Source organism: Micromonospora kangleipakensis (assembly GCF_004217615.1).
GTDB lineage: Bacteria > Actinomycetota > Actinomycetes > Mycobacteriales > Micromonosporaceae > Micromonospora > Micromonospora kangleipakensis.
Genome location: NZ_SHLD01000001.1, coordinates 6046423 through 6063794, shown reverse-complemented (window position 1 = coordinate 6063794; position 17372 = coordinate 6046423). Strand labels below are relative to the sequence as shown.

At 72.0% G+C, this 17372-nt stretch carries 15 protein-coding genes and 1 tRNA gene; 10 read left to right on the top strand and 6 right to left on the bottom strand.

Annotation, left to right across the window (positions count from 1 at the left end; all coding sequences use genetic code 11):
• Positions 1-58 precede the first annotated feature (58 nt).
• Together EV384_RS28930 and EV384_RS28925 are read right to left on the bottom strand one after the other, a co-directional pair.
• Complete coding sequence (locus EV384_RS28930) at positions 59-808, bottom strand: helix-turn-helix domain-containing protein (protein WP_130338246.1); 750 nt, start codon at positions 806-808, stop codon at positions 59-61.
• Positions 809-840: 32 nt separating this feature from the next.
• A tRNA-Leu gene (locus EV384_RS28925) sits at positions 841-924 on the bottom strand.
• 94 nt (positions 925-1018) lie between these two features.
• On the opposite strand from EV384_RS28925, the gene EV384_RS28920 reads away from it, so the two are divergent.
• The 8 genes from EV384_RS28920 (at position 1019) to polA (ending at position 11062) form a co-directional block, all read left to right on the top strand.
• A complete protein-coding gene (locus EV384_RS28920; RefSeq protein WP_109801938.1) occupies positions 1019-1639 on the top strand; it encodes an ANTAR domain-containing response regulator in 621 nt (206 codons plus the stop codon).
• Positions 1640-1812: 173 nt separating this feature from the next.
• Entirely contained in the window at positions 1813-2982 is a 1170-nt protein-coding gene (locus EV384_RS28915; protein WP_130338244.1) for a hypothetical protein, read from the top strand.
• Positions 2983-3239: 257 nt separating this feature from the next.
• Positions 3240-4403 carry a branched-chain amino acid ABC transporter substrate-binding protein gene (locus EV384_RS28910; RefSeq protein WP_130338242.1) on the top strand — a complete coding sequence of 388 codons (1164 nt, stop codon included), beginning with the start codon at positions 3240-3242 and terminating at the stop codon, positions 4401-4403.
• 97 nt (positions 4404-4500) lie between these two features.
• Complete coding sequence (locus EV384_RS28905) at positions 4501-5451, top strand: branched-chain amino acid ABC transporter permease (protein WP_130338240.1); 951 nt, start codon at positions 4501-4503, stop codon at positions 5449-5451.
• Positions 5448-6602, top strand: a complete 1155-nt coding sequence (locus EV384_RS28900; protein WP_130338238.1) for a branched-chain amino acid ABC transporter permease — start codon at positions 5448-5450, stop codon at positions 6600-6602. Before EV384_RS28905 ends, EV384_RS28900 begins: the two co-directional genes overlap by 4 nt.
• Positions 6595-7515, top strand: coding sequence for an ABC transporter ATP-binding protein (locus tag EV384_RS28895; RefSeq protein WP_207232504.1), 921 nt, complete (start codon positions 6595-6597; stop codon positions 7513-7515). The genes EV384_RS28900 and EV384_RS28895 overlap by 8 nt, the downstream gene beginning before the upstream one ends.
• Positions 7505-8215, top strand: a complete 711-nt coding sequence (locus tag EV384_RS28890; RefSeq protein WP_130338236.1) for an ABC transporter ATP-binding protein — start codon at positions 7505-7507, stop codon at positions 8213-8215. Before EV384_RS28895 ends, EV384_RS28890 begins: the two co-directional genes overlap by 11 nt.
• Before the next feature lie 147 nt (positions 8216-8362).
• Positions 8363-11062 (top strand): DNA polymerase I, encoded by a 2700-nt coding sequence (gene polA / locus EV384_RS28885; RefSeq protein WP_130338234.1) that lies wholly within the window; start codon positions 8363-8365, stop codon positions 11060-11062.
• An 8-nt stretch (positions 11063-11070) separates the two neighbouring features.
• On the opposite strand, the gene EV384_RS28880 is transcribed toward polA, so the two are convergent.
• Genes EV384_RS28880 through EV384_RS28870 form a run of 3 tightly spaced genes read right to left on the bottom strand, consistent with a single transcriptional unit; the run spans position 11071 to position 12553 of the window.
• Positions 11071-11502, bottom strand: a complete 432-nt coding sequence (locus EV384_RS28880) for a DUF3140 domain-containing protein (RefSeq protein ID WP_130338232.1) — start codon at positions 11500-11502, stop codon at positions 11071-11073.
• The gene (locus tag EV384_RS28875; protein ID WP_130338230.1) at positions 11489-11707 is read right to left on the bottom strand and encodes a hypervirulence associated TUDOR domain-containing protein; all 219 of its coding nucleotides are present in this window, start codon (positions 11705-11707) and stop codon (positions 11489-11491) included. Before EV384_RS28875 ends, EV384_RS28880 begins: the two co-directional genes overlap by 14 nt.
• Positions 11708-11746: 39 nt before the next feature.
• Positions 11747-12553: a class I SAM-dependent methyltransferase gene (locus tag EV384_RS28870; protein ID WP_130338228.1), complete on the bottom strand. Its 807-nt coding sequence runs from the start codon at positions 12551-12553 to the stop codon at positions 11747-11749.
• 366 nt (positions 12554-12919) lie between these two features.
• Between EV384_RS28870 and rpsA the strand changes: the two genes are divergently transcribed.
• Positions 12920-14413 (top strand): 30S ribosomal protein S1, encoded by a 1494-nt coding sequence (rpsA, locus tag EV384_RS28865; protein WP_130338226.1) that lies wholly within the window; start codon positions 12920-12922, stop codon positions 14411-14413.
• A gap of 135 nt (positions 14414-14548) precedes the next feature.
• On the top strand, positions 14549-15730 hold the full coding sequence (gene coaE / locus EV384_RS28860) for a dephospho-CoA kinase (RefSeq protein WP_130338224.1): 1182 nt from the start codon (positions 14549-14551) through the stop codon (positions 15728-15730).
• Between the two features lie 80 nt (positions 15731-15810).
• Here coaE and EV384_RS28855 read toward each other — a convergent pair whose 3' ends face one another.
• Positions 15811-17370 carry a hypothetical protein gene (locus tag EV384_RS28855; RefSeq protein WP_207232503.1) on the bottom strand — a complete coding sequence of 520 codons (1560 nt, stop codon included), beginning with the start codon at positions 17368-17370 and terminating at the stop codon, positions 15811-15813.
• Positions 17371-17372: the final 2 nt, after the last annotated feature.

Sequence of the window (17372 nt, the reverse complement as noted above, 5' to 3'; positions counted from 1 at the left end):
GCGGGGCGGGTGCCGGGGATCCGGATCCGGTGGGGGTCATGGCAGGAGCATAGGCCGGTCAGGACTTCGGGCCGACGTGCCGGTCGAGGGCGGCGACGGCCTCCCGGCGGGCGACGGAGAGCGAGTTGCGGCGGTTCATCTTCCAGGCGATGCCGAGCAGGTCCAGCGCCCACTGGCAGAGGCCCATGATGTCGGCGGACTCGTTGGTGAACAGGTAGCGCGGATAGATGTACTCCTTGCCGCGGACGGTGACCCGGTTGCTGATCCGGCAGCCGTCGGAGTGGAAAAGCCCCCGCAGGAAGTGCCCCGCGTGAGCTTCCACGATCACGCGCTGCCAGTCGGCGAGAACGATCGACCGTTCGTGCTTCTTGCCCGGACCGTGTTGAGGGAACAGGCACGGCCAGTGCTTGCCGTAGCTCTGCACGCTGACACAACCTTGCTGCTGGACGCGCTGAACCCTGGCCGCCAGTACCGATCGCATCGCCGCGTCGCAGGCGCTGATCAGGTCGGGCCACGCGTTGCTGCAAGAGATCCGCAGCACGGGCACCCGGGCCGAGGTGACCAGGTGGCCGTCACCGAGATACAGGCCCAGCAGGTAGCTGTATGCCGCAGGGTCTATCGGATTGTCGACGTCCGGACGGCAACGGAAGCAGCGGGACGCGCTGCCCTGTCGCTTCGGTTCCGGGCGGTCTTTACACCATTGACGAACGGTGGGGTAGGACAAGCCCACGCTGCGCGCGGCCTCAGCGACGGTCGCGCCGGAGAGGTAGAGGCGTCGAGCTCGGGCGCGTATCTCGGGTGGGTGCACGCCCACATCATCGAACAGGTGTATGACAAGAGTGCCGGGAGCGGGACTCGAACCCGCACGCCCTTTCGGGCAGATGCTTTTGAGGCATCAGAGTCTGCCGATTCCTCCATCCCGGCGTCACCCTCAAGGGGGTGTGGCTCACTGTACCCGACTAGGCTCATACGGCAGCATGGGTGGTAGCCGTGCCGAGATCGATGGTGGGAGTGGCTCGTGGCCGAGACGCAGACGGATGCCGAGCGCAGGCGCGTACTGATCGCCGAGGACGAGGCGCTCATCCGGCTGGACCTGGCCGAGATGCTGGTCGAAGAGGGTTACGAGGTGGTCGGCGAGGCCGGTGACGGCGAGACCGCCGTCAAGCTCGCCGAGGAGCTGAAGCCGGACCTGGTCATCCTCGACATCAAGATGCCGATCATGGACGGGCTGGCCGCCGCCGAGCGGATCGCCGGCGCCCGGATCGCCCCGGTGATCATCCTGACCGCGTTCAGCCAGCGGGACCTGGTGGAGCGGGCCCGGGCGGCCGGCGCGATGGCGTACCTGGTCAAGCCGTTCCAGAAGAGCGACCTGGTGCCGGCGGTGGAGATCGCCCTCTCCCGTTACTCGGAGATCGCCGCGCTGGAGGCGGAGGTGGCCGGCCTCACCGACCGGCTGGAGATCCGCAAGACCGTGGAGCGCGCCAAGGGCGCGCTCATGACCACGTACGGGATGACCGAGCCGCAGGCGTTCAAGTGGATCCAGCGCACCGCGATGGACCACCGGATGACCATGAAGGAGGTCGCCGAGCGGATCCTCGCCGAGACCGCCGGCGGCGAGGTGACCCAGCCCGCCTCCTGACCGCCCGCCTCCCGTCGCGATCGCCCCGCGCGACCGGCGCACGCCCGCGCGCGGCCGACCGGCGGCGCACGGCGGACCGGTCTCGCAAGGCCCGCGCCCGACCGATCGCCGGCGCGGGAAATCGGCGCGTCGGCGGGCCCCGTATCTCGTCGGCGGTCGATACGATCGCGGTCATGCGTGCTCGGCGTCCCCTGGCGGTGCTCGGCCTGACGGCCGTGCTGCTGGCCGGCTGCCGGTCGACCGGGCACGCCGACCCGGCGCCGGAGCCGGCCCACCCGGCCTGGCAGCCGGTGACGCTGCCGGCGCCGCCCGGCGCGTCCGGGCGGCTGCTGCTGCGGGACGCGACGGCCTGCGCGGGCCGGTGGTTCGTGGTGGGGGCGGTCGCCGACGCGGCGGGTGGCACCCGCCCCGCGGCGTGGACCAGCACCGACGCCCTCGCCTGGACGGCGCTGCGTCCGGTGCCGCGCAGCCCGTACGGCGAGGAGAACGTGCTGACCGCGGCGGGCTGCCGGGACGGCCGGCTGGCGGCGGTGGGCGGCAAGAGCGGCGGGGTGCACGGCAATCCGCGGATCAGCACCTGGCGGCAGGTGGCCGACGGATCGCTGGTGGAGGTGCCGGCCGAGTTCGAGGTGTTCGGCGGCCCGGACGCGGTGAACGTGGGCCGCATCGCGGGCGGCCCACGCGGCTGGCTGATCTCCGGTAACCGGGCCACCGGGGCGGCGGCCTGGGTCTCCGCCGACGGCACCGACTTCCGGCTGGTCAGCGGGGTGCCGGGGCTGGCCACGGACGCGACCGGCCGGCCGTGGGCGGCGGACGGTACGGCGACCGCGTCGGGGTGGCTCATGGTGGGTTCGGTGCTGCCGTCGGGGCGTACCGGCGTGGATCCGGCGGTGTGGACCTCGCCGGACGGTCGGGCCTGGCGGCGTGCGGTGCTGCCGGCGGGCGGGGTCGACGCGGATCTGCAGCGGGTGGTCCGGGTGGGGGAGCGCGCGGTGGCCGTCGGCCGCCGGGGCGACGGCCTGGGCGCCTGGCTGGGTGACGGCGGGAGCTGGCGCGCGGGCGGCGGCTTCGGCGGCGCGGGGACGGCCCGGCCGGGCCGGGTATGGGGGCTGACCGCGGTCGCCGACGGTGCGCTCGCGGTGGTCGCGGGCGGGATGACCGGTGCCGGGTGGTTCTCCCGGGATGGCGCGGCCTGGTCGCCGGTGGCCCTGCCGGTGGCGGTGCCGGCGGGCAGCGACCGCACGGTGGCGGTGGCCGGTGCCGGGGAGGCCGTTCTGTTGCTGGAGGACAACAAATTAGGGGCCACGATCTGGTCGGCGCGCGGGCCGTGGGGTCCCGGCTGACCCTCCCACCAGCGGGTTTCCGCCCGGTGTCGGATGTCCGATTTTCCCATCTCGCGGGCGCGTGTGTTACAGCACATCCGTGAATCCGGCCACTCAACGTAACGGTTAGGTCAACCCCGCTATCTAGGTCTTACGGCATACCCCGCCGGTGGGATAACGTCCCGGCCCAGACCGGGATCGCGGTCGGTCCGGCCAACCCTGCAAGGTCCAATTCGCGGTGGGTGGTCCGGGCCTTCGGACGGAGGAGGGTACGAGCCGTGAGGCAGAAGCTCGCACGGGTGCTTGGTGGCGTGGCCATCACCGCGCTCGTTTTCAGTGGCGCGGCCTGCAAGGCCGACAGCGGTAATGAGGCCGGCGGCGGGAAGGCCGCCTGCGACCTGAAGATCGGCTTCTTCGGCCCGCTGACCGGTGACGCCGCGGGTCTCGGTATCCACATGCGCAACGGCGCCAAGCTGGCCATCGACCAGTACAACAAGGACAACGCGGACTGCAAGGTCAACCTGGCCGAGTACGACTCGCAGGGTGACCCGGCGAAGGCCGCCCCGCTGGCCCAGCAGGCCGTCAGCGACAGCAAGGTCGTCGGCATCAACGGCCCGTCGTTCTCGGGTGAGTCCGAGGTCGCCGACCCGATCTTCGACCAGGCCGGGCTGCCGATCATCACCCCGTCGGCCACCCGCCCGAGCCTGAGCACCAAGAACTGGAAGATCTTCCACCGGGGCGTCGGTAACGACACCTCCCAGGGCCCGGCGGCCGGTCGCTACATCAAGAACGTGCTCAAGGCCGACAAGGTCTACGTCGTGGACGACCAGTCGGCGTACGGCGCGGGCCTGGTGGACGAGGTCAAGAAGATCATCGGCACCCCCGCCGGCCAGGACAAGATCCAGGTCAAGCAGACCAACTTCTCCGCCGTCGTCACCAAGATCCAGAGCAGCGGCGCCAACGTCCTCTTCTTCGGTGGCTACTACACCGAGGCCGGCCTGCTGCTCAAGCAGCTCAAGGGCGCGGGTTGGAAGGGCACGATGGTCGCCGGTGACGGCGTCAACGACGCCAACTTCATCAAGGTCGCTGGCGAGCAGGTCGCCGAGGGCACCATCCTGACCTGCCCGTGCGCCCCGGCCACCGCGGCCAAGGGCACCTTCGTGACCGACTACAAGGCGGCCTTCGACAACGCCGAGCCGGGCACCTACGCCGACGTGTCGTACGACATCACCAAGATCATGCTGGAGGGCATCAAGGCCGGCAAGGGCACCCGCGCCGACCTGCTCAGCTTCATCAAGTCCTACAACAAGGCGGGTGGCGCCACCGGCGTGACCTACAAGTTCGAGGCCAACGGTGAGCTGGACCCGACCCAGGTGCTGGTCTGGGCGTTCAAGGTGAACGCGGGCAAGGTCGTCCCCGACATCGAGATCCCCAAGTCCTGACCGGTTCTGTCCGGTCCCGACAGGGGACACCAGGTGTGTGCGGCCGGGAGTCTTCCTCCCGGCCGCGCCGCTTGGCCGCAACAGTTGGAGCCCTCACTTGAACTTCGATGAGCTGTTCGGGAACTTCCCGGCACTGACCATCACCGGGCTGGAACAGGGCGCGATCTACGCGCTCGTCGCCCTCGGCTACACCCTGGTGTACGGCGTCCTGCGCCTGATCAACTTCGCCCACTCCGAGGTCTTCATGGTCGGTACCTTCACCGCCCTGTGGACCTGGGAGGCCCTCGGCTACAACCAGAACTCCCCGGCGCCGGCCTTCGGCCCGCTGATCGTGGCGATCCTCGCCGGCCTCGCCGTCGCGATGGTCGCCTCGGCGGCCACCGCGGTCACCGTCGAACTGGTCGCCTACCGCCCGCTGCGCCGGCGGAACGCCCCGCCACTGGCCTTCCTCATCACCGCCATCGGCGCCTCGTTCGTGCTCTCCGAGTCGTTCGGCATCGGCACCGAGCGCGCGCCGTTCGGCATGCCGACGCTGATCCCGTCGGAGACGGTCTTCACCGTCTTCGGCGCCGCGGTGACCAACATCCAGCTGCTGATCCTCGCCGTGACCCTGCTGATGATGGTCGGCCTGGACCAGTTCGTGAACCGCAGCCGGCTCGGGCGGGGCATCCGCGCCGTCGCCCAGGACCCGGACACCGCCGCCCTGATGGGCGTCAACAAGAACCGGGTCATCCTGCTGGTCTTCGTGCTCGGCGGCATCATGGCCGGCGTGGCCGCCCTGCTCTGGGACGTCCGCTACGGCTTCACCAAGTTCAACGTCGGCTTCCTGATCGGGCTCAAGGCCTTCTCGGCCGCGGTGCTCGGCGGCATCGGCAACCTGCGGGGCGCGCTGCTCGGCGGCCTGCTGCTGGGGGTGGTGGAGAACTACGCGGCCGGGCTCTTCGGTGGAGAATGGAAGGACTTCACCGGTTTCGTGCTGCTGGTCGTGCTGCTGATGTTCCGGCCCACCGGCCTGCTCGGCGAATCTCTCGGGAGGGCGCGCGCATGACCGCCACCGTGGACAAGGGACGGACCTCGGCGCTCAAGGGTCGCTGGGCGGCGATGCCAAAGCAGGTGCGCTGGACCGCGATCGCGGCGCTGGTGGTCCTGCTCTACATCCTGCCCAACAAGTGGTTCTACGAGTACCTGGGCTTCCCGATCGGCAGCGAGTACTTCGCCTTCTACACCACCAAGTCGGATTTCGCGGCGGTGCTCTTCGACACCGCGATCTTCGTCCTGCTGGCGGTCGGTCTGAACGTCGTGGTCGGCTTCACCGGCCTGCTCGACCTCGGCTACTTCGGCTTCTACGCGGTCGGCGCGTACACGGTGGCGCTGTTGACCTCGCCGGAGAGCCGGTTCGGGACGAACTGGCCCTGGCTGGCGGCGGTGCCGGTGGCGATCGCGGTGGCGATGATCTCCGGGGTGATCCTCGGTGGTCCGACCCTGCGGCTACGCGGTGACTACCTGGCCATCGTGACCCTCGGCTTCGCCGAGATGATCCGGCTCTACGCCGCTCGGCAGGATGGCCTGCTGGGGGGCCAGCGGGGCATCCCGCAGGTGCCGCACCCACCGGGCACCGGCTCGGACGGCAAGCCGCTGTTCGGCGTGGTGGACTCCAAGCCCTACTACTGGCTGATCCTGACCCTGATCATCGTGATCATCTTCGCGATGCGGAACCTGGCCAACAGCCGGGTCGGCCGGGCCTGGGTCGCCATCCGGGAGGACGAGGACGCCGCCGAGATCATGGGCGTGCCGACGTTCAAGTACAAGCTCTGGGCGTTCGCCATCGGCGCGGCGGTCGGTGGCCTCACCGGCGCGATCTTCGCCGGCAAGCAGACGTTCATCAACTCGGACAGCTTCCAGCTGGAAAGCTCGATCCTGGTGCTCGCCGCGGTCATTCTCGGCGGCGCCGGTAACATCAAGGGCGCCATCGTCGGTGGCGCGATCACCTGGTACCTCCCGGAGTGGCTGCGCGGCGTCGGCGATCTGATCGGGGTCGAGTTCAACGCGGCCGAGTACCGGATCCTCGTCTTCGGCCTGGTCGTCATCGTCATGATGATCTTCCGACCGCAGGGCATCGTGCCCAACCGGCGGCGGGCGGCCGAGTTCGCAGACCGGCGCAAGGAAGCGGTTCCACAGGAGACGGTGCCCAATGAGTGAGCCGCAGATGCACAGCGAGCGGGACGAGACCAGCGAGCGGGACATCGCCGACGACGGTCGCAGCACCGTCGGCACCCCGCCGGAGAAGGGCCCGGACGAGCCGGTGGAGACCACCCCCGGCAACACGGACCCGGCCGGCCGGGAGCCGCTGCTGGAGGTCGACCACGTCACCCTCCGCTTCGGCGGTGTGGTCGCCCTCAACGACGTCGCGTTCACCCTGTACAAGGGGGAGATCCTCGGCCTGATCGGCCCGAACGGCGCCGGCAAGACGACCTGCTTCAACGCGATGACCGGCGTCTACCGGCCCACCGAGGGCGAGATCCGGTTCAAGGGGCAGCGCACCAACGGCAGGCGCCGGTCCTGGATCACCAAGGCCGGCATCGCCCGGACGTTCCAGAACATCCGGCTCTTCCCGGAGATGACCGCGCTGGAGAACGTGATGGTGGGCGCGGACGCCCACCACAGGACCAGCGTGATCTCCGCGATGTTCCGGCTGCCCCGGCACTGGCGCGAGGAGCGGCAGGGCCGGGACAAGGCGTACGAGCTGTTGCGCTTCGTCGGTATCGAGCGCCGCGCCGGCGAGCTGTCGCGCAACCTCTCGTACGGCGAGCAGCGGCGGCTGGAGATCGCCCGGGCCCTGGCGACCGATCCCACCCTGCTCTGCCTGGACGAGCCGGCCGCCGGCTTCACCCCGGCCGAGAAGGAGGAACTGCTCGGCCTGATCCGTAAGATTAGGGACAACGGCACGACGGTGCTGCTGATCGAGCACGACATGCGTCTCGTCATGGGCGTGACCGATCGGATCGTGGTGCTGGAGTTCGGCAAGAAGATCGCCGAGGGCCTGCCGGCCGAGGTCCGCGAGGACCCGAAGGTGATCGCGGCGTACCTGGGGGTGCCGACCGATGCTGCTTGAGATCAAGGACCTGACCCTGCTGTACGGCCGGATCCAGGCGCTGCACGGGATCAGCCTGGCGGTCAACGAGGGCGAGGTGGTGGCCCTGATCGGCGCCAACGGCGCCGGCAAGACCACCACCATGCGGGCCATCTCCGGGCTGCGCCCGGTGGCCCAGGGCTCGATCGTCTTCGACGGCACCGACGTCACCCGGATGCGCGCCGACCTGCGGGTGGTCCGGGGCATCGGGCAGGCGCCCGAGGGCCGGGGCGTCTTCCCCGGCATGACCGTCCTGGAGAACCTGGAGATGGGTGCGTACACCCGCCGGGACCGGGCCGGCATCGCCGAGGACCTGAAGATGGTCATGGACCTCTTCCCCCGGCTGGCCGAGCGGCGCAAGCAGGCCGGCGGCACGCTCTCCGGCGGTGAGCAGCAGATGCTCGCGGTCGGTCGGGCGCTGATGGCCCGGCCGCGGCTGCTGCTGCTCGACGAGCCGTCGATGGGGCTGGCCCCGATGCTGATCCAGCAGATCTTCGAGATCATCACGCGGATCAACGAGCAGGGCACGACCATCCTGCTGGTGGAGCAGAACGCCCAGCAGGCGCTCTCCCGGGCCCACCGCGGCTACGTGCTGGAGACCGGCCGGATCGTCAAGGAGGGGTCCGGCCAGGACCTGCTGCACGACCCGGCGGTCAAGGAGGCGTACCTCGGCGTGGCCTGAGGTCGTACCGACGCGGCCGGCCGCCCCCCTCGCGGGGGTGGCCGGCCGTGGGCGTTTTCGCGCCGGGTGCGCCGGGCATCGGGTTTCCGGCGCCGGCGCAGTGCCGCCGTGGGAGGGATGTCGGTCGTACGGACTAGAGTCGCTGCCGTGACAGCTACGACGCCGCGCCTGCTCCTCGTCGACGGACACTCCCTGGCATACCGGGCGTTCTTCGCCCTGCCGGTGGAGAACTTCTCCACCACGACGGGCCAGCCCACCAACGCGGTGTACGGCTTCACCTCGATGCTGATCAACGTGCTCCGCGACGAGCAGCCCAGCCACATCGTGGTCGCGTTCGACGTCTCCCGCCGCTCCTTCCGCACCGACCGGTACGCCGAGTACAAGGCCGGCCGCAGCGAGACCCCGACCGACTTCAAGGGCCAGGTCAGCCTGGTCAAGGAGGTCCTCGCCGCGCTGCGCATCCCGGTCGTGGAGAAGGAGGGTTACGAGGCCGACGACGTCATCGCCACCCTCGCCTGCCAGGCCCGCGACCAGGGCATGCAGGTGCTGATCACCAGCGGCGACCGGGACGCGTTCCAGCTCGTCGGCGACAGCGTCACCGTGCTGTACCCGCGCAAGGGCGTCTCGGACCTGGCCCGGATGGACCCGGCCGCGGTCGAGGCGAAGTACGGCGTCGGCCCGCAGCGCTACCGCGACCTGGCCGCCCTGGTCGGCGAGACCAGCGACAACCTCCCCGGCATCCCGGGCGTGGGCCCGAAGACCGCGGCCAAGTGGATCAACACGTACGGCGGGGTGGAGGGCGTCATCGCCCGGGCCGACGAGATCAAGGGCAAGGCCGGCGACAGCCTGCGCGAGCGGCTCGCCGACGTGATCCGCAACTACGAGATCAACTGCCTGGTCTCCGACCTGGAGCTGCCCGTCCACCCCGAGGACGCCCGCTGGCAGGGCTGGGACCGGGAGGCCGTGCACCAGGTCTTCGACACCCTGCAGTTCCGCATCCTGCGCGACCGGCTCTACCAGTACCTGGAGGCCGTGGAGCCGGAGGCCGAGGCCGGCTTCGACCTGACCGGGGAGATGCTCACCGAGCCCGGCGCCCTGGCCGGCTGGCTGGAGACGCACGCCCCGGTCGGCACCCCCGTCGGGCTGGCGGTCAAGCTCGACACCGGCCCCAACCGGCGGCACACCGCCTCGGTGACCGGGATGGCCCTGGCCACCGCCCCCGGCGCGGCCGCCTGGTTCGACCCGGCCACCCTCGAGCCGGCCGACGAGTCGGCCCTCGCCGGCTGGCTGGCCGACGCCGAGCGCCCCAAGGTGCTGCACGACAGCAAGCCGGCGGTGCTCGCCTTCGCCGCGCACGGCTGGGAGCTGGCCGGCATCGCCCGGGACACCCAGATCGCCGCCTACCTGGCCCGCCCCGACCAGCGCTCCTACGACCTCACCGACCTGGCGCTGCGCTACCTGCACCGGGAGCTGCGGGTCGACGCGCCGGAGACCGGCCAGCTCACCCTGGAGGGGCTGGGCGGCGACGGCGAGGTCGAGCAGAACCTGATGCTCCAGGCCCGGGCCACCCTCGACCTGGCCGACGCGATCGACGCCGAGCTGTCCCGCGACGGCGAGCAGTCCCTCCGGCTGATGGCCGGGGTGGAGCTGCCGCTGATGCGGGTGCTCGCCGCGATGGAGCGCACCGGCATCGCCGCCGACACGCACTACCTGTCGGAGCTGGAGGCGCACTTCGCCGCCGAGGTGAAGGCCGCCGCGCAGGGCGCCTACGCGGCGGTCGGGCGGGAGTTCAACCTCGGCTCGCCCAAGCAGCTCCAGGAGATCCTCTTCAACGAGCTGGGCCTGCCGAAGACCAAGAAGATCAAGACCGGCTACACCACCGACGCGGACGCCCTGCAGTGGCTCCACGCGCAGCAGCCGCACCCGGTGCTGGAGCACCTGCTGCGCCACCGGGACGTGGCCAAGCTCAAGTCGACCGTCGACGGGCTGCTCAAGTCGGTCTCCGACGACGGCCGGATCCACACCACGTTCAACCAGACGGTGGCGGCCACCGGTCGGCTCTCCTCCACCGAGCCCAACCTGCAGAACATCCCCATCCGCACGGAGGAGGGTCGGCGGATCCGTCGCGCCTTCGTGGTGGGGGAGGGCTACGAGTGCCTGCTCACCGCCGACTACAGCCAGATCGAGATGCGGATCATGGCGCACCTGTCGTCGGACGACGCGCTGATCGAGGCGTTCAACTCGGGCCACGACTTCCACGCCGCCACCGCCTCGTCGGTCTTCTCGGTCGAGGTCGGCGCGGTCACCCCCGACCAGCGGCGCAAGATCAAGGCGATGAACTACGGCCTGGCGTACGGGCTGAGCGCGTTCGGCCTCTCCCAGCAGCTCGGGATCAGCGCCGAGGAGGCGCGCGGGCTGATGGAGAACTACTTCACCGGCTTCGGCGGCGTCCGCGACTACCTGCAGGAGGTGGTCGCCCGGGCCCGCCAGGACGGCTACACCTCGACCATTCTCGGCCGTCGGCGCTACCTGCCCGACCTGGTCAGCGACAACCGGCAGCGCCGGGAGATCGCCGAGCGGATGGCGCTCAACGCCCCGATCCAGGGCTCCGCGGCCGACATCATGAAGGTCGCCATGCTGCACGTCGACAGCGCGCTGCGCGACGCCGGGCTGCGTTCCCGGATCCTGCTCCAGGTGCACGACGAGCTGGTCCTCGAGGTCGCCCCGGGCGAGCGGGAGGCCCTGGAGGCGCTGGTGCGCAAGGAGATGGGCGAGGCGTACCCGCTGTCGGTGCCGCTGGAGGTCTCCGTCGGCGAGGGCCGCGACTGGAACAGCGCCGACCACTGATTCGCGGGTTACCGTCCCGGTCCGCGGCGCGCCTTCGGTGGGGTGCCGCGCCTCTCGAGGGCCCGCCGGGACGGGCCGCCCGGCGGTGGAAGCGGAGCCTTGAGGGGGTCGTGACCCCAGTTCATCAGGGAGAACCGCCACCGGGTCTCGCGGACGTCGCCGCTCGGTCGCTGCGCCATGTGCCGCCGTACGTACCCGACGACCTTGCGCATGTGCTTGTAGTCGCCCTCGGAGAGCTGGTCGCGCTTGCGCCGCAGCAGCTCGATGATCTTACGGCCGGACTCGTGGCCGACCGACTCGCCGCCCTTGGTGCCCTTCTTCCGCCAACCGACGTGCTTGGACTCGTCGGTCTCCAGCCACGTCGACAGCTCGCCGGGCTTCATGTTCACCGCCTCGGTGAACTCCCGATAGGTGTCCCGGCCGCCGTCACTTCGGTTCATGGCGCAGCGCATCCGGTCGGTGGGCGACGTCCCGGCCCGAGTCGTCGTTGCGGATCCGGTACTGCGGGTCATCCTCCGAGGCGTTGACGGGGTGCCCGCGGATGTGCGTCCGGTCGATGAGCTTCTCCTTGACCACGCCGTGCGCCCGGCCGCTGTGGCTGGCCCAGGAGACGTGGTCGCCCCTGCGGAACTCCTTCTCAGCCATGCCCGCGGGGTACCCGGGGCCGGCGAGCGGAAACGACGACTACCCCTCGGCAGGCTTCTCGGCGACGAAGATGGCGGTGCCGGGGAAGAGGCGGCCGCGCAGCGGGCTCCACTGCCCCCAGATCCCCTCGTGCCCCTCGGGCCACTCCGGCTCCACCAGGTCCAGGAAGCGGAAGCCGGCGCCGACGATCTCCCGGATCCGGTCCCCGAGGGTGCGGTGCTGCTCGACGTAGGTGGCCGCCCCGCGCTCGTCCTGCTCGACGTAGGGGGAGCGGTCGAAGTACGAGTGCACCGCGGTCAGCCCGCCCTCGCCGGGGTCGTCGAGGAAGATCCAGCGCATCGGGTGGGTCACCGAGAAGACCCAGCGGCCGCCGGGGCGCAGCACCCGGAACACCTCCCGCATCACCGCGGCGGAGTCGTCGACGAACGGGATCGCGCCGAACGCCGTGCAGGCGGTGTCGAACGCCGCGTCGGCGAAGGGCAGGGCGAGGGCGTCGGCCTGCACCAGCGGCACGCGTACGCCGGTGCTGGCGGCGGCGAGCGCGGCGTGCCGCAACATGCCGGCGGAGAGGTCCAGGGCGACCGGCCGGGCGCCCTGGGTCGCCAGCCACCGGGCGGCCGCCGCGGCGCCGCTGCCGAGCTCCAGCACCCGGCGGCCGGCGAGGTCGCCGAGCAGTCGGGCGTCGGCCTCGCGCAGCCCCTCGGGGCACCAGACGAAGTCCACGTCGCCCAGGAACGCGCCGTGCTCCGCCTGGTAGTCGTCGGCGTCGGTGTCCCACCAGCCCCGGTTGGCCCGGCGTACCTCGGCGTCGCCGACCCGGCGTCGGGTCACCCTGTCGTCATCCACCCGCTCACGCTAGGCCCCGCGCCCCGTTCCCGGCCCGTCGGCCGCACCGAGCGGTGGGGCGGGTGGTGCGGATGTGACGGACGAGACAGCCGTGGCACCTTACCGTTCGAAATCTCCGCTTTCGCAGTTGACGAGGTCGCGAGGAGACGGGAGGGCTTGCACGCTGTGGTAATGCAGCGGGTAGGCTAGACGATGCGCTCGCGGATCGTGTGCCTCGGCAGGGAGCAGGTGCGCGGTCACCGGAGCCACTAATGATCTTCACTTGGCGATCGTTCGGTGTGCCCGGCGGCGAATCCGCTGGCGCGAAAAGGTCACCGCGACACCACGCCTGCTGTGACAACCCATCCGACCGGAGCAACCGCCCACATGACGAGCAGCATCGAGGCCCCCTCGAGCGCCACCCGGGTCACCCACGACGATCTCGGTTCCGAGGAGGCTTTCCTCGCCGCGATCGACGAGACCATCAAGTACTTCAACGACGGCGACATTGTCGAAGGCACCGTCGTCAAGGTCGATCGGGACGAGGTCCTGCTCGACATCGGCTACAAGACCGAGGGTGTCATCCCCTCTCGGGAGTTGTCGATCAAGCACGACGTGGACCCTGCCGAGGTCGTCTCGGTCGGTGACCACATCGAGGCCCTGGTCCTCCAGAAGGAGGACAAGGAGGGTCGTCTGATCCTCTCCAAGAAGCGGGCGCAGTACGAGCGGGCCTGGGGCACGATCGAGAAGATCAAGGACGAGGACGGTGTCGTCCGCGGCTCGGTCATCGAGGTCGTCAAGGGTGGTCTCATCCTCGACATCGGGCTGCGCGGCTTCCTGCCCGCCTCGCTCGTCGAGATGCGGCGGGTGCGCGACCTGCAGCCGTACGTCGGCCGCGAGCTCGAGGCCAAGATCATCGAGCTGGACAAGAACCGCAACAACGTGGTCCTGTCCCGCCGGGCCTGGCTGGAGCAGACGCAGTCCGAGGTGCGCACCGAGTTCCTCAACAAGCTCCAGAAGGGGCAGGTCCGCAAGGGCGTCGTCTCCTCGATCGTCAACTTCGGCGCGTTCGTCGACCTGGGCGGCGTGGACGGCCTGGTGCACGTCTCCGAGCTCTCCTGGAAGCACATCGACCACCCGTCCGAGGTCGTCGAGGTCGGCCAGGAGGTCGAGGTCGAGGTCCTGGATGTCGACCTGGACCGCGAGCGGGTCTCGCTGTCGCTGAAGGCGACCCAGGAGGACCCGTGGCGGCAGTTCGCCCGCACCCACGCGATCCAGCAGATCGTGCCGGGTAAGGTCACCAAGCTGGTGCCGTTCGGCGCCTTCGTCCGGGTGGACGACGGCATCGAGGGCCTGGTCCACATCTCCGAGCTGGCCGAGCGCCACGTGGAGATCCCGGAGCAGGTCGTTCAGGTCGGCTCCGAGGTCATGGTCAAGGTCATCGACATCGACCTGGAGCGCCGCCGGATCTCGCTGTCGCTGAAGCAGGCCAACGAGGGCTTCGTCGAGGGCGAGGAGCACTTCGACCCGACCCTCTACGGCATGGCCGCGACCTACGACGCCGAGGGCAACTACATCTACCCCGAGGGCTTCGACCCGGAGACGGGCGAGTGGCTCGAGGGGTACGACAAGCAGCGCGAGACCTGGGAGAGCCAGTACGCCGAGGCGCGTCAGCGCTGGGAGGCCCACACCAAGCAGGTGCAGACCTCCCGGGCCGCCGACGCCGAGGCCGCTGCCAACCCGGCTCCGGCCGTGGCCGCCGGTGGCACCACCACCACGACCACCACGGCCCCGAGCCGGCAGGCCGAGGAGCCGGCTGGCACCCTGGCCACCGACGAGGCGCTCGCCGCTCTGCGGGAGAAGCTCGCCGGCGGCAAGTGACCCGCTGACGACGACGGGCCCCGCCCCCGCGATCCGGTTCCACCGGGTCGCCGGGGGCGGGGCCCTCGCCATGTCCGGCGCCGTCCCGTGCCGGCCCCGTTTGGCAGCGGACGGGTGATCGGGTTGACTGGTCCGGTGCTGATGGTGGGACTGACCGGTGGGATCGGGTCCGGCAAGAGCGCCGTGGCGGCCCGGCTGGCCGCGCTCGGCGCGGTGGTGATCGACGCCGACCACGTTGCCCGCGAGGTGGTCGCCCCGGGCAGCGCCGGGCTGGCCGAGATCGTCGCGACCTTCTCCGACCGGGTGCTCGACGCCCACGGCGCGCTGGACCGGGCGGCGCTGGGCGCGGTCGTCTTCGCCGACGAGGCGGCCCGCCGCCGGCTGGAGGCGATCACTCATCCCCGGGTGCGGGCGCGTACCGCCGAGCTGGTCGCCGCGGCGCCGTCGCACGCCGTCGTGGTCAACGACGTACCGCTGCTGGTGGAGGTGGGGCTCGCGCCGACGTACCACCTGGTGGTGGTCGTGCAGACGGCGGTGACCACCCGGCTGGAGCGGTTGACCCGCGATCGCGGCATGGACCGCGCGGAGGCCGAGCGGCGGATCGCCGCGCAGGCCGACGACGCCCGCCGGCGCGCGGCGGCCGACGTGGTGCTGAGCAACGACGGTGACCTGGCGGAGCTGCACGCGGCGGTGGACGGGCTGTGGCGCGACCGGCTGGTCCCCTACGAGGGGAACCTGCGGGCGCGGCGGGCGATCCGGCCGGAGCAGGCGGTGCTCACCGAGCCCGACCCGACCTGGCCCGAGCAGTACGCCCGGCTGGCCGCCCGGATCCGGCACGCGCTCGCCCCCGCCGACCTGTGCATCGAGCACATCGGCTCGACCGCCGTGCCCGGGCTCGCCGCGAAGGACGTCATCGACATCCAGCTCGGCGTGCCGTCGCTGGCCGAGGCGGACGGGCCGCTCGCCGAGCGGCTCGCGGACGCCGGCTTCCCCCGGCTGCCCGGCGAGTGGTGGGACAACCCTCGTCGGGCCGGCAGCGGACGGTGGGAGAAGCGGCTGCACGGCAGCGCGGACCCCGGCCGTCCGGTGCACCTGCACCTGCGGGTGGCCGGCTCCCCGGCCTGGCGGTACGCCCTGCTGATGCGCGACCACCTGCGCGCCGACCCGGACCAGCGGGCCGCCTACCTGCACCTCAAGCGGGAGCTGGTGGCCTCGGCCCCGGACAGCGCGACCTACGGCACGCTGAAGGACCCCTGGTTCGACGAGGAGCACCTCCGGGCCGAGGAGTGGGCCGAGCGGACCGGCTGGCGGCCCTGACGGCCCGCCCCTGACCGGCCGTCGGCCGGCTCGGCGGGTTCTCGATCTGGTCGGGTTGGCTCGACCAGATCAGCCCGGCCTCACCGGGCGGTGGGCCGGGGCGGCGGCGTGGCCGTGGGCGGCGCCGGGACCCGCCCCGGGGTGAGGTCGAGCTGCGCCCACACGCCGCGCCCGGTCCGCAGCTCCACCCGGCGCAGCAGCCCGGCCCGGTCGATCCAGTAGCGAAGTTGGCCGCGCAACTCGATGACGTCGACGGTGCGCCCGGCCAGCCGGTCGCCGCGCAGCCGGACCGCCGAGCGGGCGTCGACCGGCGGGCCAGCCGCCCGCAGCGCGGCGCCGACCAGCCGGTCCAGGTCGTCGGTCGAGGACGTGGGGCGCGGCCAGGAGACGCCGGCCGGCGGCGGCAGCGGCGGTCGGGCCGGCAGCTCCGCCGTGCCGCCGTCCGCCGGGACCGCCACCCGGGCGACCCGGCCCGCCTGGTGGCGCAGCAGCGTCCGACGTCCGGGCGTGCCGGCCTCGCCCACCGCGAGGTACGCGGCGGAGCCCGCCCAGCTCAGCCAGCCGGCGGCGCGCAGGTTCGCGGTCGGGCCGAGCGGCGCGGTCCCGGTCAGCGCGGCGCCACCGGCGGCCCGTAGCCGGGTCGGCAGCCGGGCCAACCGGTCCGCCTCGACGTCGCTGAGCGCCCGCGGTAGACCGGGCCGGCCACCCAGGGCGTCGACCGGTCGCAGGGTCGGCCGGTCGCTGCGTTCCAGCTCCACGGTGACCGGTGTGTCGTCGGGCAGCCGTCCCGTCAGTCGGTGCAGCCGGGCGTCCTGGTCGAGCCAGAGCCGGAACTGCCGGACCGGTGCCGGGGTCGCCGGGGCCACGGCGGCCGGGCCGGCCGTGAGCGGCGCCTGCAGCACGTCCACCGAGGTGCCGGCGGTGGACTCCCGGCCCAGCCAGCGCGCCTCGGCGGCGACGGCGTCGGGCCGGTTCCCGCCCAAGGCGAGGAGCAGGTCGCGCACGGCGGTCAGGCCGCGCCCGGGGGGAGGTTCGCGCAGCTGCCAGCGGTCGGTCGGGGGCACCAGCGGTGGCGGGGCGGCAGTGGCCGCCGCGGTCGGGTCCGGCCGGGCCATCAGCGCCGTCGGGGTGGCCTGGACCAGGCCCCGGTCCGGGCCGGCGCCCGGACCGCCGACGTCGAGGTAGAGCAGCGGCCGCGCCCAGTCGACCCAGCCCGCCAGTTCGGTCCGGGCCGCCCCGGCGCCGACGGTGACGCGCACCCCGGAGCGGACGTCCCGGTAGGCGGTGACCCGCATCGCCGCCAGCCGTTCCGCCTCGGCCGCGGTCAACGGGCGGGCCGGGTCGGCCGGCTCGGGGGCGTCCCAGCTCGCCAGCCCGGCGACCAGCGCCGCGGCGGAGGCCGTCGCCACCACCCCGAGCGCGAGCAGGATGCTCCGGCGCCGGCCCGGGCGCCCGGGCGGGTCCCCCGCGCCGTCCGGGTCGGTCCGGGGGTCGGGCTCGGTTCCGGGGTCGACCGGGGCGGTTCCGGTGGGCGGCGCGGCCGACCCGGTGGGCGGTGCGGGGATCCGCGGGCGTCGGCCGCGGCGGCCGGCGGCGGGTACGGGGGTGGGGCGGGGGGGCCGCCCGGGAGACGTCTCCACAA

What these genes read in the sequence shown, in the direction of transcription:
- EV384_RS28915 (WP_130338244.1), top strand. Translation starts at nt 1,813, where the DNA reads ATGCGTGCTCGGCGTCCCCTGGCGGTGCTCGGCCTGACGGCCGTGCTG.
- EV384_RS28900 (WP_130338238.1), top strand. Translation starts at nt 5,448, where the DNA reads ATGACCGCCACCGTGGACAAGGGACGGACCTCGGCGCTCAAGGGTCGC.
- EV384_RS28895 (WP_207232504.1), top strand. Translation starts at nt 6,595, where the DNA reads ATGAGTGAGCCGCAGATGCACAGCGAGCGGGACGAGACCAGCGAGCGG.
- EV384_RS28890 (WP_130338236.1), top strand. Translation starts at nt 7,505, where the DNA reads ATGCTGCTTGAGATCAAGGACCTGACCCTGCTGTACGGCCGGATCCAG.
- EV384_RS28880 (WP_130338232.1), bottom strand. Translation starts at nt 11,502, where the DNA reads ATGAACCGAAGTGACGGCGGCCGGGACACCTATCGGGAGTTCACCGAG.
- EV384_RS28875 (WP_130338230.1), bottom strand. Translation starts at nt 11,707, where the DNA reads ATGGCTGAGAAGGAGTTCCGCAGGGGCGACCACGTCTCCTGGGCCAGC.
- rpsA (WP_130338226.1), top strand. Translation starts at nt 12,920, where the DNA reads ATGACGAGCAGCATCGAGGCCCCCTCGAGCGCCACCCGGGTCACCCAC.